Origin of the sequence: Bradyrhizobium sp. TM233 (genome assembly GCF_036247965.1) — a bacterium.
Taxonomy (GTDB): Bacteria; Pseudomonadota; Alphaproteobacteria; order Rhizobiales; family Xanthobacteraceae; genus Bradyrhizobium; species Bradyrhizobium ottawaense.
In genome coordinates this window covers 497,655-511,860 of sequence record NZ_BTIG01000001.1, presented here as the reverse complement: position 1 = coordinate 511,860, position 14,206 = coordinate 497,655, and the positions used below count along the sequence as shown (strand labels likewise).

12 protein-coding genes are annotated in these 14,206 nt (G+C 63.6%); 5 read left to right on the top strand and 7 right to left on the bottom strand.

The genetic code is table 11. The features are described 5' to 3' along the window. Positions 1–57 precede the first annotated feature (57 nt). From AABA86_RS02455 to AABA86_RS02440, 4 genes are all read right to left on the bottom strand, one after another. Positions 58–282 carry a hypothetical protein gene (locus AABA86_RS02455; RefSeq protein WP_212245427.1) on the bottom strand — a complete coding sequence of 75 codons (225 nt, stop codon included), beginning with the start codon at positions 280–282 and terminating at the stop codon, positions 58–60. A gap of 79 nt (positions 283–361) precedes the next feature. Next, positions 362–808: a GNAT family N-acetyltransferase gene (locus AABA86_RS02450; protein ID WP_212245425.1), complete on the bottom strand. Its 447-nt coding sequence runs from the start codon at positions 806–808 to the stop codon at positions 362–364. Further along, complete coding sequence (locus tag AABA86_RS02445) at positions 808–1,836, bottom strand: peptidoglycan -binding protein (RefSeq protein WP_212245423.1); 1,029 nt, start codon at positions 1,834–1,836, stop codon at positions 808–810. The genes AABA86_RS02450 and AABA86_RS02445 overlap by 1 nt, the downstream gene beginning before the upstream one ends. A gap of 144 nt (positions 1,837–1,980) precedes the next feature. Beyond that, entirely contained in the window at positions 1,981–3,000 is a 1,020-nt protein-coding gene (locus AABA86_RS02440; protein WP_212245421.1) for a flagellar motor protein MotA, read from the bottom strand. A 166-nt stretch (positions 3,001–3,166) separates the two neighbouring features. On the opposite strand from AABA86_RS02440, the gene AABA86_RS02435 reads away from it, so the two are divergent. From AABA86_RS02435 to AABA86_RS02415, 5 genes are all read left to right on the top strand, one after another. Continuing rightward, the gene (locus AABA86_RS02435) at positions 3,167–4,186 is read left to right on the top strand and encodes an SAM-dependent methyltransferase (RefSeq protein ID WP_338305624.1); all 1,020 of its coding nucleotides are present in this window, start codon (positions 3,167–3,169) and stop codon (positions 4,184–4,186) included. A 231-nt stretch (positions 4,187–4,417) separates the two neighbouring features. Then, positions 4,418–5,611, top strand: a complete 1,194-nt coding sequence (locus AABA86_RS02430) for an efflux RND transporter periplasmic adaptor subunit (RefSeq protein ID WP_212245417.1) — start codon at positions 4,418–4,420, stop codon at positions 5,609–5,611. 6 nt (positions 5,612–5,617) lie between these two features. After that, positions 5,618–8,773, top strand: coding sequence for a multidrug efflux RND transporter permease subunit (locus AABA86_RS02425; protein WP_338305623.1), 3,156 nt, complete (start codon positions 5,618–5,620; stop codon positions 8,771–8,773). 130 nt (positions 8,774–8,903) lie between these two features. Next, positions 8,904–10,052: a hypothetical protein gene (locus AABA86_RS02420; protein ID WP_338305622.1), complete on the top strand. Its 1,149-nt coding sequence runs from the start codon at positions 8,904–8,906 to the stop codon at positions 10,050–10,052. Positions 10,053–10,064: 12 nt separating this feature from the next. After that, positions 10,065–10,826, top strand: a complete 762-nt coding sequence (locus tag AABA86_RS02415; RefSeq protein WP_338305621.1) for a hypothetical protein — start codon at positions 10,065–10,067, stop codon at positions 10,824–10,826. A 715-nt stretch (positions 10,827–11,541) separates the two neighbouring features. On the opposite strand, the gene AABA86_RS02410 is transcribed toward AABA86_RS02415, so the two are convergent. From AABA86_RS02410 to AABA86_RS02400, 3 genes are all read right to left on the bottom strand, one after another. Beyond that, on the bottom strand, positions 11,542–12,327 hold the full coding sequence (locus AABA86_RS02410) for an inositol monophosphatase family protein (RefSeq protein WP_338305620.1): 786 nt from the start codon (positions 12,325–12,327) through the stop codon (positions 11,542–11,544). A 108-nt stretch (positions 12,328–12,435) separates the two neighbouring features. Beyond that, positions 12,436–13,509 carry a tetratricopeptide repeat protein gene (locus AABA86_RS02405; RefSeq protein ID WP_212245399.1) on the bottom strand — a complete coding sequence of 358 codons (1,074 nt, stop codon included), beginning with the start codon at positions 13,507–13,509 and terminating at the stop codon, positions 12,436–12,438. Between the two features lie 6 nt (positions 13,510–13,515). Further along, positions 13,516–14,205, bottom strand: a complete 690-nt coding sequence (locus AABA86_RS02400; protein ID WP_338305619.1) for a thiamine phosphate synthase — start codon at positions 14,203–14,205, stop codon at positions 13,516–13,518. Between the last annotated feature and the right edge of the window lies 1 nt (position 14,206).

Genomic DNA, 14,206 nt, shown 5'->3' with positions numbered 1-14,206 from the left:
GCTTTCGCGGGTGATGACAGCGGAGCTTGGGGCAGGTGCTTTGCGCCACTCGGTCAGCTACCGGCACTTCGGCGAGAGCGCCGGCACGTTCGGCCAAGGCCAATTCTTCCAGCTGCCGTCCTCGCCGACGCAGGCCGACGGGGCAGGGCCGCTCGACTGCGCGGGCGCAGGCGTCGTCTCGCGCGATGCAAAGCGCTGGTCGACATAGGCCGTCGACACATATCCGGCGACGATGACACCGAGAAACACCGAGGAACCCTGGGCCAGATGGCGCAGCTTCATCGATCGTCTCCGTCCGCTTGTCATCGCTGCTCTCGCACCAACGATTAGCAGACGGCTCTGGATCCCTGCGTGACGGGAATCACGCCCGCCATTCCATCTTCAGCACCGGCCGGCCCGAGGTCGGGTTCACATCGTCGCCGGCATGGGCAAAGCCATTGCGCTCGTAGAAGCGGATGGCGCGGGCGTTGTCCTTGTTGACGAGCAGCGTGATGCCTGATGGCGACAGGCGTTTCGCTTCGTCGACCAGCAGCCGTGCTGCATCCGAGCCCCAGTGTGCGGGATCGACCACGAGCTGGTCGAGATAGCCTTCGCCGTCGATGGTGACGAAGCCGGTCAGTGCACCGTCCTGCTCCGCGACCACGATCGAGGCGTTGGGCACCAGATCCCTCAGCCAGCGCTCGCGCCACCACGCAAGGCGCGCGGCAAAATCGATCTGCGGATAGGCCTGCTGCCAGGTGCGATGCCAGAGGTCGATCGCGACGGCTTCGTCGGAGGCCGCATAGGGGCGGAGGTGGATCGCGCTCACTACCGCTCCGTCAGCTTCAGCTCGATGCGGCGATTGCGCTTGTAGGCCTCTTCCGTGTTGCCGGGATCGAGCGGCTGGAATTCGCCGAAGCCGGCGGCGACGAGGCGCTGGGCGGGCACGCCGAGCGAGACCAGATATTGCACCACCGAGATCGAGCGGGCCGCGGACAGATCCCAATTCGACTTGAAGTTCGGGCCGTTGACCGGACGCACATCGGTGTGGCCGTCGACGCGGAGCACCCAGGGGATCTCGTTCGGGATCTTCTTGTCGAGCTCGATCAGCGCGGTCGCCAAGGTGTCGAGCTCGGCGCGGCCCTCGGGCAGCAGCGTCGCCTGTCCGGTGTCGAAGAACACTTCGGACTGGAACACGAAGCGGTCGCCGACGATGCGGATGTCGGGGCGGTTGCCGAGGATGGCGCGCAGGCGGCCGAAGAATTCCGAGCGGTAGCGCGACAATTCCTGCACGCGCTGCGCCAGCGCCACGTTGAGGCGGGAGCCGAGATCGGCAATTCGATTTTGCGATTCCTTGTCACGCTTTTCGCTGGCATCCAGCGCCTCTTCCAGCGCCGCCAGTTGCCGCCGGAGCGCGCTGATCTGCTGGTTCAGCACCTCGATCTGCGCCAGTGCCCGCGCCGAGACCGCCTTCTCCGAATCCAGCGCCTTGCCGAGCTCGGAGGACTTGCCCTGCGCGTCGCTGCCGGCGGCAGCGAGGCCATCGTAGAGGCCCTTGATGCGGTCGCGCTCGGTTTCCGCGGAGGCGAGGCCGGCTTTCAATTGCGAGACCTGGTCGTCGAGCGTGAGCTTGCCGAGCTTCTCCAGCGACAACAGCTCGTTGAGCTGGGCGATCTTGGCGTTGAGCTGCTCCAGCGCCTTGTCCTTGCCGGTGACCTCCTGCGACAGGAAGAACTGCACCACCAGGAACACCGACAGCAGGAATACGATCGACAGCACCAGCGTCGACAGCGCGTCGACGAAGCCGGGCCAGTAGTTGAAGGCGCCTTCGCTGCGGCGGCCGCGCGCTAGAGCCATTGTTGTCCGTCTCCACTTTCGTGTCCCGGACGCGATGCAGCGTGCAACGCTGCTTCGCAGAGCCGGGACCCATGTCTCGTTCCCTGGGCCCCGGCTCTGCAGCGCATCACTTCGTGCTGCGCAGCGTCCGGGGCACGCGAGCCGCTAGCTCTTTTCCGGCTGGCGGGCGATGCGCTCCAGCAGACGCCGGATCTCGCGGTTCTGCTCGCCCTGGCCATCGGCCCATTCGCGGATCATCTGCTGCTCGGTGCGCATGTGCGAGACCAGGGCCTGGATGGCTTCGGCAAGGCTCGCCATCGCCGCCGTGGTGCCGCGGCTGGCGCTGCCTTCCTCGAGCACGGAGCGTAAGCGTTCGACCGCGGCCTGGAGCTCGCCGCTGGCAACCCCGCCGCCGCCGGACGCGACCGCGATCTCGCCGCTGCCATATTCGCGCACGGTGGTGGCAAGCCAGTCTTCGAGGTCGGTATAGAAGCGGTTCTGCGCCTGGCTCGATTGCAAATCGAGGAAGCCGAGGATCAGCGAGCCGGCGAGGCCGAACAGCGAGCTGGAGAACGAGATGCCCATGCCGCCGAGCGGGGCGGCGAGGCCCTCCTTCAGCGTGTCGAACAGCGCGCCGGAATCGCCGCCGACCTTGAGCCCGTCGATCACCTTGCCGACCGAGCCGACCGTCTCGATCAGGCCCCAGAAGGTGCCGAGCAGGCCGAGGAAGACCAGCAGGCCGGTCATGTAGCGCGAGATGTCGCGGGCCTCGTCCAGCCGGGTCGCGATCGAATCGAGCAAATGCCGCATGGTGGTCTGGGTGATCGACATCCGCCCGGAGCGCTCGCCGCCGAGGATCGCCGCCATCGGCGCCAGCAGTTTCGGGTGCCGGGCCGGCGCCAGGCCGGGATCGGCGATGCGGAAATTGTTGACCCAGGAGACCTCAGGGTAGAGCCGGATGACCTGGCGGAAGGCCAGGATGATGCCGATGAACAGCACGCCGCCAATCAGGGCATTGAGGCCGGGATTGGCGAAGAAGGCCTGGATGATCTGCTTGTAGAGCACCACGCCGACCAGCGTGCACAGCACCAGGAAGACCAGCATCCGCACTAGAAAGACGCTGGGTGACGACAGCTTTGTGTACTCGATATCCATGGGGGAGCGGGGCGAAGTGCCTGACGGCATGGCCGGTATCATCCATTACAAAGCTTCTTGCGGTGCGCACTATGGCACAGCGCCAGCCCAAAAAAAGCGCCGGATGCGCGGATTTCGGGGACAGCTCGGGGAACCCGGACCGGAAGCGGCGCTTTGATAACAGGTATCTGCAGAGATTCGCCATTCGGGGGGGCGCATGAGCGTCGTTTCCGCGATCATCGGGACTGCCGAACGCGTACCGCTGCCGGACGTCGTGATCCGCGCCGCGATCCAGCGCCTGTGCTCCCGCAGCGCAACCCGCCTGGCTGCGCATGACGCGGCCGCCGATGCCGCTTTCGCCGGGCGGATGATGCTGCGGCCGATCGCCGAAAGCGCGGAGGCCGGGCGCGAGGAGGTGCCCGCGGCATTCTTCGCCGGCGTGCTCGGCCCGAGCCGGAAATATTCCTGCTGCTTCTACAAGACCGATGCCACCACCTTGCAGGAGGCGGAGGAGGAGGCGCTGCGCCAGACGGTCGAGCATGCCGGCCTCGTTGATGGCCAGACCATCCTCGAGCTCGGCTGCGGCTGGGGCTCGCTGTCGCTGTGGATGGCGCGGCAGTTTCCGCACGCCAAGGTGACGGCGGTGTCGGCCTCGCGGGCGCAGCGCGCTTATGTCGAGGAGGAGGCGCGGCGGCGCGGCTTGCTGAACCTGCGCGTGGTCGCGGCGGACATGAATGTGTTCGCGCCCGACGGTCAGTTCGACCGCATCGTCTCGGTCGAGATGTTCGAGCAGATGATGAACTGGCGCAAGCTGATGACGCGGCTGCAGTCATGGCTCGCGCCGGACGGGCGCTTCTTCATGCAGATCGTCACCCATCGCTCCGGCTCGCAGCTGTTCGACCGGCTCGATCGCGAGGACTGGATCGCCCAGCACGTCGTCACCGGCGGGCTGATGCCGAGCCATCACCTCGTCAGGCAGTTCGACGACATCTTCGCGGTCGAGAAGGAATGGTGCTGGAGCGGCGCGCATTATCAACGCACCGCCAACGACTGGCTCGCCAATTTCGACGCGCATCGGGATGCGATCGAGGCGTCCCTGCGCCAGGTCTATGGCAAGGATTCCGCGTTGTGGATGCGGCGCTGGCGCTGGTTCCTGCTCGCGACGTCAGGCCTGTTCGGCTACGCCGCCGGCAGCGAATGGGGCGTCAGCCGCTACCGGATGAAGGCGGCGGGATAATTGCGATGTTCCGTCGCAGCACGCCGGGATGGAACCGGGCTCACAATCGAGTGAGTCCGTAAAAGCCGCATGAACTCAACACGATACGCTGTGTGACAATGAGCCGCCCGCAGCACGCGTTGCATCGCAGCAGGTGCATTCTATTTTGACGGCATCAGCCGCACGGAATCGCCCAGAACGGGCCGCGCGCGGAGCGTGATCAGTTTCAACAACATCGGGGCACTTAACTTCATGTCAGGACTTCGCGCGCGATCGGCATGCGTTGCAATGATGCTCGCGGCCCTGGCGCCGCTGCTTGGTGCTTGCGACGAATCCAGTTCCGCCGTGTCTGCCGCTCCGCCCGCCTATCCGGACGTCAGCATCGTCATCGTCAAGCCGCAGCCGCGCGCCGTGGTCCGGGAATTGCCCGGCCGCATCGCGCCGACGCGTGTCTCCGACGTGCGGCCGCGCGTGTCCGGCATCGTGGTCGAGCGCCTGTTCCGTCAGGGCAGCGAGGTGAAGGCCGGCGATCCGCTCTACCGCATCGATCCGCGTCCGTTCGAGGTCGAGGTGATGGCCAACGAGGCTGGGCTCGCCAAGGCGGAGGCCGCGTTGATGCAGGCCAAGCAGCAGGCGCACCGTATCGCCACGCTGACCAGCCAGCGCGCCGCGCCCGAGGCCGAGAACGAGAAGGCAGTGGCCGCCGAGCGCCAGGCCCATGCAGAAGTTGAGGGCCGCAAGGCCGAGCTCGCGCGGGCAAAGCTCAATCTCGACTATGCCACCGTGCGCGCGCCGATCGACGGCGTCGTCGGTGCGGCTCTCGTCAGCGAGGGTGCGCTCGCCGTGCAGAACGAGACCAATCTCGCCACCATCCAGCAGCTCGATCCGATCTATGCCGACTTCACCCAGTCGGTGAATGAGCTCAACCAGCTCCGCCGCGCCTTCGAGACCGGCGACCTCGAGCGCATCGCCTCCGATGCCGCCAAGGTGCATCTGGTGCTCGACGACAACACGCTTTATTCGCTCGACGGCAAGCTGCTGTTCTCCGACGCCAAGGTCGACGCCCACACCGGGCAGGTGACGTTGCGCGGCGAGTTCCCCAATCCCAAGCGCGAGCTGCTGCCGGGCATGTATGTCCGCGTCCGCATCGACCAGGGTCTCGACAGCGACGCGATCGCGGTGCCGCAACAGGCGATCCAGCGCAATGGCGGCGGCGGCAGCGAGGTGTTCGTCGTCAAGGACGACAACCACATCGCGGTGCAGCCGGTGCGCACCGGTTCGGTGCAGGACGGAATCTGGTTCGTCACCGAAGGCCTGAAGGCCGGCGACAAGGTCGTGGTCGAAGGCTTCCAGAAGTTCGCCGCCGGCGACAAGGTCAAGCCGCAATCCTGGTCGGAGGCGGACGCGACCGCGGACAACCGGCACGCCCAGAAACTGACGCGGTAACGCGCCATGGCGAGTTTCTTCATCGACAGGCCGATCTTTGCCTGGGTGGTCGCGCTGTTCATCTGCTTGATCGGCGCAATCGCCGTGCCGCTGCTGCCGATCGCGCAATATCCGATCATCGCGCCGCCCTCGATCTCGATCTCGACCAGCTATCCCGGCGCCTCGCCGGAAAACCTCTACAACAGCGTCACGCGCCTGATCGAGGAGGAGCTCAACGGCGCCTCCGGCATCCTCAATTTCGAATCGACCAGCGACTCGCTCGGCCAAGTCGAGATCATCGCCAATTTCCAGCCGGGCACAAACACCAACGACGCCTCGGTGGAGGTGCAGAACCGCATCAAGCGCGTCGAGGCGCGCCTGCCGCGCGCGGTGATGCAACAGGGCATCCTGATCGAGGAAGCCTCGAGCGCTGTGCTTCAGATCATCACGCTGAGCTCGACAGACGGCAGCCTCGACGAGGTCGGCCTCGGCGACTTCATGATCCGCAACGTGCTCGGCGAGGTCCGCCGCATCCCGGGCGTCGGCCGCGCCACGCTCTATTCGACCGAACGGTCGCTTCGCGTCTGGGTCGATCCGGCCAAGCTGGTGGGCTATGGGCTCACCGCCGACGACGTCAACAAGGCCATTGCCGCGCAGAACGCGCAGGTCGCCTCGGGCAGCATCGGCGCCGAGCCGTCGACATCGAGCCAGCGCACCTCCGCGCTGGTGCTGGTCAAGGGCCAGCTCTCCTCGCCGGACGAGTTCGGTGCCATCATCCTGCGCGCCAATGCCGACGGCTCGACCGTGCGCCTGCGCGACGTCGCGCGCGTCGAGGTCGGTGGTCTCAGCTACCAGTTCAACACCCGCCTCGACGGCAAGCCGACCGCGGGTCTCTCCGTGCTGATGTCGCCGACCGGTAACGCGCTGGCGACCGCGAGCGCGGTCGAGGAGAAAATGAAGGAGCTGTCGCGCTTCTTCCCGGCCAACATCACTTACGAAATTCCCTACAACATCACGCCGGTGGTCGAGGCCTCGATCAAGAAGGTGCTGATGACGCTGGTCGAAGCCGTGGTGCTGGTGTTCGTGGTGATGTTCCTGTTCCTGCAGAACATCCGCTACACCATCATTCCGACCATCGTGGTGCCGGTGGCGCTTCTCGGCGCCTGCACCACGCTGCTGCTCGCCGGCTATTCCATCAACATGCTCTCGATGTTCGGCATGGTGCTCGCGGTCGGCATCCTCGTCGACGACGCCATCGTCGTGGTCGAGAACGTCGAGCGCATCATGGCCGAGGAGGGCCTGTCGCCGAAGGAAGCGACACGCAAGGCGATGTCGCAGATCACGGGTGCCATCATCGGCATCACGCTGGTGCTGATGGCGGTGTTCGTGCCGATGGCGTTCTTCCCGGGATCGGTCGGCATCATCTACCGCCAGTTCTCGGTCACCATGGTCGCGGCGATCGGCTTCTCCGCCTTCCTCGCGCTGTCGCTGACGCCGGCGCTGTGCGCGACGCTGCTCAAGCCCATTGCCAAGGGGCACGGCCATTCGACCAACTTCGTGTTCAGCCGGTTCAATCATCTGCTCGAGGCCTGCCGGTTTCGCTACGCGCGCACCGTCGGCTTCTCGCTGAAGCGGACCGGCCGCCTGATGCTGGTCTATGTCGCGCTGCTGGCCGGCCTGTCCTGGGCCTTCGTCAGCCTGCCGGGCGGCTTCCTGCCCATCGACGACCAGGGCTTCATCACCACCGACGTACAGACGCCGTCGGATTCGTCCTACGGCCGCACCGAGGCGGTGATCGAGAAGGTCGAGAAATACCTGGCGCAGCGGCCGGGCGTCGACAACGTCACCTTCCTCACCGGCTTCAGCTTCTCCGGTCAGGGCATGAACACCGCGCAGGCCTTCATCACGTTGAAGGACTGGTCGGAGCGTGGGCCGAAGGATTCGGCCGCGGCGATCGTCAACGACGTCAACCGCGATCTGGGGGCGTCGATCCGCGATGCCAAGATCTCCGCGCTGCAGCCGCCGCCGATCGACAATCTCGGCAACTCGTCGGGCTTCTCGTTCCGCCTCCAGGACCGCGGACAGAAAGGCTATCCGGCCTTGATGCGCGCCGCCGATCAGCTGATCGCGGAGGCCAACGCCAGTTCCGTGCTTCAGAAGGTCTATGTCGAAGGCCTGCCCGAGGCCGGGGTGGTCAACCTCATGATCGACCGCGAGAAGGCCGGCGCCTTCGGCGTCACCTTCGAGGACATCAACAACACGATCTCGACCAATCTCGGCTCGAACTACATCAACGACTTCCCGAACCGCGGCCGCATGCAGCGCGTCGTGGTGCAGGCCGACGCCCGCGACCGCATGCGGACCGAGGACATTCTCAACTACAACGTCAAGAACAGCCGCGGTCAGCTGGTGCCGTTCTCGTCCTTCGCCACGGTGGAATGGGCGCGAGGCCCGACCCAGATCGCAGGCTTCAACTATTATCCGGCGGTGCGCATCTCCGGCGAGGCCAAGCCCGGCTTCACCTCGGGTGATGCGATCGCCGAGATGGAGCGCCTTGCCGGCAGGCTGCCGCGCGGCTTCGGCTACGAATGGACCGGGCAGTCGCTCCAGGAGAAGCTGTCGGGCTCGCAGGCGCCGTTCCTGCTCGGTCTGTCGGTGTTCGTGGTGTTCCTGTGCCTCGCCGCGCTCTACGAGAGCTGGACCATTCCGCTCGCGGTGCTGCTCACGGTGCCGCTCGGCATCGTCGGCGCGGTGATCGCAGCCATGCTGCGCGGCCTGCCCAACGACGTCTATTTCACCGTCGGCCTGATCACCATCATCGGCCTTGCGGCCAAGGACGCGATCCTGATCATCGAATTCGCCAAGGATCTGCGAAAAGAAGGCAAGCCGCTGGTGGACGCCACCATCGAGGCCTGCCGCCTGCGCTTCCGCCCGATCCTGATGACCGGCCTCGCCTTCATCTGCGGCGTGCTGCCGATGGCCATCGCCCACGGTGCCGGCGGCGCCAGCCAGCAGGCGCTCGGCAGCATCGTGATGGGCGGCATGATCGCCGTGGTGATCCTGGCGCTGCTGATGGTGCCGGTGTTCTTCGTCTCGGTGCAGCGTGTGCTGGCGGGGGATCGGGAGCTGAAGGCGGCGACGGAGGGCGAGGCGTATGGGCCGCCGGCGCCGGTGAAGCCGTAAGCTGTCGCCCATTATAGGCTTAGGGAGTTTTCTGAAATTCGATCGACCATGACGAGTCTACCCCTGCACGTTATGGTTGATTTTTGATCGATCTTATTGCAGATTTTGAGCGGCTGAGCTGGGGGGCAAGATGATTCATCGCTTTTTGATAAGCATTATTATTGCGCTTTTTTCGACTGATGCTTTCGCGCAATTCCACACAGACGAAATTCTAAAGTCAAAAGAGCCGCTCACGACTGCTGTTTATCTATGGAGCAATAAGAGGTGCGTGCTCACCTCGGGTACTGCGCCGCAACTAATTGGGAAGGAGCGCCGTCCCTCGCCAATGAATGCTGGGACGATCTTCGTCCCAAAGAGGGCAGAGGCGGGCTCGCTCGTTGATATCGATCTAAAGAAACCATACTGTCGAACGAGGAAGCTCCTAGCCGACGAAATCGGTCCAAGCGATATTGCCGATCACAAGGCGATAAGCTTTGCCGTCGGAGCTGAATTGAAGGTCAACCTCAAAGTCGGCGAGTTTCTCAACCTCGTGGACGTCGATCTGGCGGATATCGATGAGGTTGGCGTTCGAGTGGACAGTGTTATCACAACGCTGCCTGACGTGACTGATGCTGCGATCGACGTCCTAAGGGCGAACCCCAGTTGCAAAGCAGATAGCCCCGGCGTGATCAACGACGCAGTGATCATAGTGGAGAATTGTGTTGGTACTTTGCGCGCCTCGCTCAAATCGAAGAAGAACCTAACCATCAAGGCGTTGGATCTAAAATTTGCTCAGCTATTCGGAGGATTGAGCGCGGGCGGTTCAGTGTCTTGGAAGAGAGAAATTCAGGGCGGGATTAAGACCTGCTCTGCGGCAAAGAAAGACGAGGCAAAGAAAGACGAACCTAAGAAGGACGAAGCTAAGAAAGACGAAGCTAAGAAAGACGATAAGGGCAAAGGAGGGTCAGCCGAGAAGGCTCCAAATACGGACTCAACGGTTTCGTTCGAGGTCGGTGGTAGCAAAATTGATGTAGCGATTGTTGGTAACAACGAAGTAAAAGTCCTCATCGATGGAAAGTGGGTCCTCAGTGGATCGCAGGTCAAGAAGAACAGCGCAAAGGAGCAATCGCCTACGGTGAGCGATTCTGCAGCGAAGAACACAGAGAACGTCGATATAGAAAAGGACTGTTCGGACACTACCGTCTATGTGACTTCGGACCTTGTCCTGTTTGGCTTGAATTGGATTCCAGCTAAGCCGTCGCTGGAGGAAGCTCGGCAGTTTCTCAAAGCTAGCAAATAGCCGGGGTCACCGATGAGAAGGGCAGCGGCCGCCACTTTGATGGGGTCGGCAATAGCACTCGGTGGCTGTGTAACGCCGACCGTAGAGAGCCACGTTTTCTGGACGCATCCTGGTGCCAAGTTAGTTCAGGCGCCGGACAATCTGCCTGTACGCAGTAAGTCCCGAAGTCTGAACAACTACAAGGGGGTACCAGGATCCATTGGTGTTCCAATCGTGGTTTCCAGCGAAGACGTGTTTCGTCAGCGGCCAGCAGTTTGGAATATAGACAAGCGATGCCCGCACCGAGCGTTTGATGCGAGCGCCATTCGACCGATCTCGGTACCTGATGGCATCATTAAATACTCGATCAACCTGAGTAACGTTTCGCTCTCAAACGTGCTGAATGAAAGAAAGAGTCTGGAACGAGACTTTCCCAATCTCCCGCGGCAATTTATTGGATATTTGGACTACGTCTCCATTAAGTTGACGAATGGGCAGCTTCTTTTGGCTGACGACGAGCAACTGGCTAATGCTTCGCGGGACATCAATCGGAGAGACTTGGTTTTCCGCTCGAGAAAAAGTTCGGCGGGTTCCTGCCGCCTCTTGGTGCAGGAGGGGAAATATCAAGTCACCGGCATGTATGTAGCGGACTATGACGTCGATATCGGATATTCTGCTGGTCTCGATCTTTCAGATGAGAAGAAACGTCGCATCCGCGCGGCCTTTATTAAATCGTTGAGATATCGTGAGCACTCACCTAGGCGAGTCTACGCGATCCTTGCACGCAGCATCTAGGGTCCTTGGTCATGGTGTGCTGGTACTTCTTCTCGCTTGGACATGTTGCTGTTCGGTCCTCGCTCAGGATCGATTGAGTTTCCTAAGTATTGATAGAAAGAAACTCCAGCGGGAGTTTGACTACTATAATGTGGACCTTGCATTACTACCGGTGCCTCCTGAGGACGCGCCCGTTCAGGGGGCGTTGCCTCTGATCGGCGCGCCTTTCGCAAGCTCTGGAACAAACGAAGCGTGCGATCTACGGGACTTGAAGAAACGACCCACATATCGGCATCTGATAGAGCAAACCTTCAGTGATCAAATTCCAAAAGTCCAGGTAAGCCGTACCATCTCCGTACCGGTCTTGCTGACCAGAGAGCAGCCTCAGGAGCCTTTTGTTTCAATACATACTTCTGGGTTCGACACGAAACTTGCATCTTGGCAAATTGTGATACTTCACCATCAGACCGCCGACGATACAGAACTCGAAATCGCAGCGAGGGCCATTGATACCGTCTGTCCCAAGCTCAACTCCGAATCTTTTCCAAGAATCAGAAGAATCTTAGTCGGGGTTCCAGTGCTGGTTTTACCAGCTCGGGCCGGACGCGTAGCCGATAACGACTCATGGGAGCCGGCGCGCAAACTGGAGAATGGTGGCGCTCTTGTGCAGCCCAAGCGGTTATTCGTCCTTGGAGTTGGCCTCTCCAACTGAGGCCCTCTCACGAGGGGCGCCCCCCTACTTCCGCAAAATCTTCACCAATTCCCCGTGCACGTACTCATTCCCGCACACCACGTGCCCGGTGACCAGCGCATCGCCCGGCGTCGCGATATCGCTCACCGTTCCCCCCGCTTCGCGCACCATCAGCATGCCGGCGGCGATGTCCCAGGATTGCAGATTGCGCTCCCAGTAGCCGTCGAGGCGGCCGGCGGCGACGAAGGCGAGGTCGAGCGAGGCGGCGCCGAAGCGGCGCAGGCCTGCGACGCGGTCCTGGATCGCGGTCATCTCGCGGCGGAATTCCTCGTGATCGCCGCGGCCGATATGGGGCAGGCCGCAGGCCACCACGCATTCGTTGAGCTGGCGGCGGCCGGCGACGCGCAGGCGCTGGTCGTTGAGGAAGGCGCCCTTGCCGCGCTCGGCGATGTAGAGCTCGTCATTGGCGGGATTGTAGATCACGCCCGCAATGATCGTACCCTCGCGCACGAGGCCGATCGAGATCGCGAATTGCGGGATGCCGTGCAGGAAGTTGGTGGTGCCGTCGAGCGGATCGACGATCCAGGTGTGGCTCTTGTCGGAGCCCTCGCGCATTCCGCCCTCTTCGCCGATGAAGCCGTAGCCGGGCCGCGCCTTGGTAAGGTCCTGGTAGACGATCTCCTCGGCGCGCTTGTCGGCGAGCGAGACGAAATTGGCCGGCCCCTTCAGCGAGACTTGCAAATGCTCGATCTCGCCGAGATCGCGCTTGAGGCTGCGGCCGGCACGGCGCGCGGCTTTGACCATGACGTTGATAGTGGCGGAATACAGCATGAGCTTTCGGTCTTGATCGGGAGAAATGGCGGAAATCGCGCCTGTTTAGGGGATTGGGTGCCCTGCGGGGGCGCTTGCGTCAAGTCATTGGGTCAAGGCATTTTGGGGTCATTTGGTCCCGAGCCATTTTTTGGCGGCGGCCTCCGCCTTGGCCCGGTCCTCGGCCGGCAGGTCGGACAATTGCTTGTCGAGCTCCGGGTCGCCCTTGCCGGCGGTTTTGGCCACCAGGTGCCATTTGAAGCCCTCGACCTTGTCCACGGACGTGCCGACGCCGTTGATCAGCACCCACGCCAGCCGGTTCTGCGCGATCGCGCTGCCCTGGCGGGATGCCTTGCGGAGCAGGGCGACGGCAGCCGGCTGGTTCTTCGGGGTGCCGGTGCCGTTGAACATGGCGATGGCATATTCGACCTCGGCGTCGACATTGTCGGCGAGCGAGGCGGCCTGGAGCAGCCGCACCGAGCGTTCCGCGTCCTTCGGCACGCCGGTGCCTTCCTTGTAGAAGGTCGCCAGCGCGTATTGCGCCTCGGGCAGGCCGGCATCGGCGGCCTGGCGTAGCAGTTCGGCGGAGCGCTTCACGTCCTGCGGCAGGGTCTGGCCGTCGAGATAGAGCAGCGCGAGGTTATAGGCCGCCCTGGGCTCGCCGAGCTTGGCGGCGGACGCCATCAGCTTGACCGCCTCGCTCTTGTCGATCGGGCCGCCGCGGCCCGAAATGCGCAGCATGGAGAGCGCGAACATCGCCTCGCGGTCGCCGGCATCGGCCGCGCGCTTGTACCATTCGGCCGCCTTGGCGTAGTCGCGCCGCATGCCCATGGCATTGGAATAGAGCTCGCCGAGCATGGTCATCGCCTTGGGATCGCCCGCTTGTGCGCGGGCGGTGGCGAGGTCGAACGCGGTCTTGTACTGGCCGCGCTGATAGGCGCCGAACACCAGATCGACACTGGAATTGTCGGTGGAAGGCGCGGGGATCACGGTCGCCGGCTTGGGCGAGGAGGCCGGCTTGGGGGAGGCCGACGGCTTCGGCGCCGGCGCGGCCTCCTTCTTCTTGGTGATCGTGTGCGGCTTGGGCTTTTGCTTCTCAGGCGCCGCGCTCGGCGTTGTCGCCGGCGGCGTGATCTGGAGCTGCGCGGCCGCCGGCGCCGTCAGCAGCAATGTGGCCAGCATGGTGATGCAGGGGAGCTTCATGTCGGGCTAGCCGTGCTCCTGGCTCGCAGGATTTTGGCTTGTCGTCGCCGTCGCATGGGCTTGCTTGATCGCAGCGTCGACCTCGATCAGCGCGGCCTTGGGCCCGCGCGGATCGGCCCAGATGAACTCGCCGACCAGCACGAAATCGGCGCCACTGGCAGCAAAGTCGTGGGCTTCCTGCACCGACATGGCAAAGCCGACGCAGGGCGGCTCGAACAGCTCGGCCCACCAGTCCAGCCGTTCCGCGATCGCTTGCGCCGAGGGACGCTGGCCGTTCGCATCGGGCTCGCCGAACAGCAAATAATCCGCTCCCATCTCGCCCGCATCCATGGAATGGTGCCGCGTCGTCAGCCCGCCAACCCCGGCGATGCGATCGGGCTTGAGCGATGGCAGTGCCTCTTTCAGCGCGGCGATGCCGGGGAGGTGCGCGCCGTCCGCGCCGCCGCGCGCGACCAGCTCGGCATGGTCCTCGACGAGCAGGGCGGCGCCCGCTTTCTGCACCGGCGGCGCGAGCGCCTTGATGCGCGAGATCATGGTGCGCTGGTCGGTCTCCTTCAGCCGCAGCAGCACGGCCGCGACATCGGCGGCGGCGAGCAAGCCCGGCAGCTCGGCGACGAGCGCAACGGGATCATCGACGACGGGCGTCGCGAGATAGAGGCGCGGCGCCGGGCGCGGCGGAGGCGGTTTGTTCGACAAG

Coding starts and splice junctions, on each gene's coding strand:
- AABA86_RS02455 (WP_212245427.1), bottom strand. CDS start 282: ATGAAGCTGCGCCATCTGGCCCAGGGTTCCTCGGTGTTTCTCGGTGTC.
- AABA86_RS02445 (WP_212245423.1), bottom strand. CDS start 1,836: ATGGCTCTAGCGCGCGGCCGCCGCAGCGAAGGCGCCTTCAACTACTGG.
- AABA86_RS02440 (WP_212245421.1), bottom strand. CDS start 3,000: ATGCCGTCAGGCACTTCGCCCCGCTCCCCCATGGATATCGAGTACACA.
- AABA86_RS02435 (WP_338305624.1), top strand. CDS start 3,167: ATGAGCGTCGTTTCCGCGATCATCGGGACTGCCGAACGCGTACCGCTG.
- AABA86_RS02430 (WP_212245417.1), top strand. CDS start 4,418: ATGTCAGGACTTCGCGCGCGATCGGCATGCGTTGCAATGATGCTCGCG.
- AABA86_RS02425 (WP_338305623.1), top strand. CDS start 5,618: ATGGCGAGTTTCTTCATCGACAGGCCGATCTTTGCCTGGGTGGTCGCG.
- AABA86_RS02420 (WP_338305622.1), top strand. CDS start 8,904: ATGATTCATCGCTTTTTGATAAGCATTATTATTGCGCTTTTTTCGACT.
- AABA86_RS02415 (WP_338305621.1), top strand. CDS start 10,065: ATGAGAAGGGCAGCGGCCGCCACTTTGATGGGGTCGGCAATAGCACTC.
- AABA86_RS02410 (WP_338305620.1), bottom strand. CDS start 12,327: ATGCTGTATTCCGCCACTATCAACGTCATGGTCAAAGCCGCGCGCCGT.
- AABA86_RS02405 (WP_212245399.1), bottom strand. CDS start 13,509: ATGAAGCTCCCCTGCATCACCATGCTGGCCACATTGCTGCTGACGGCG.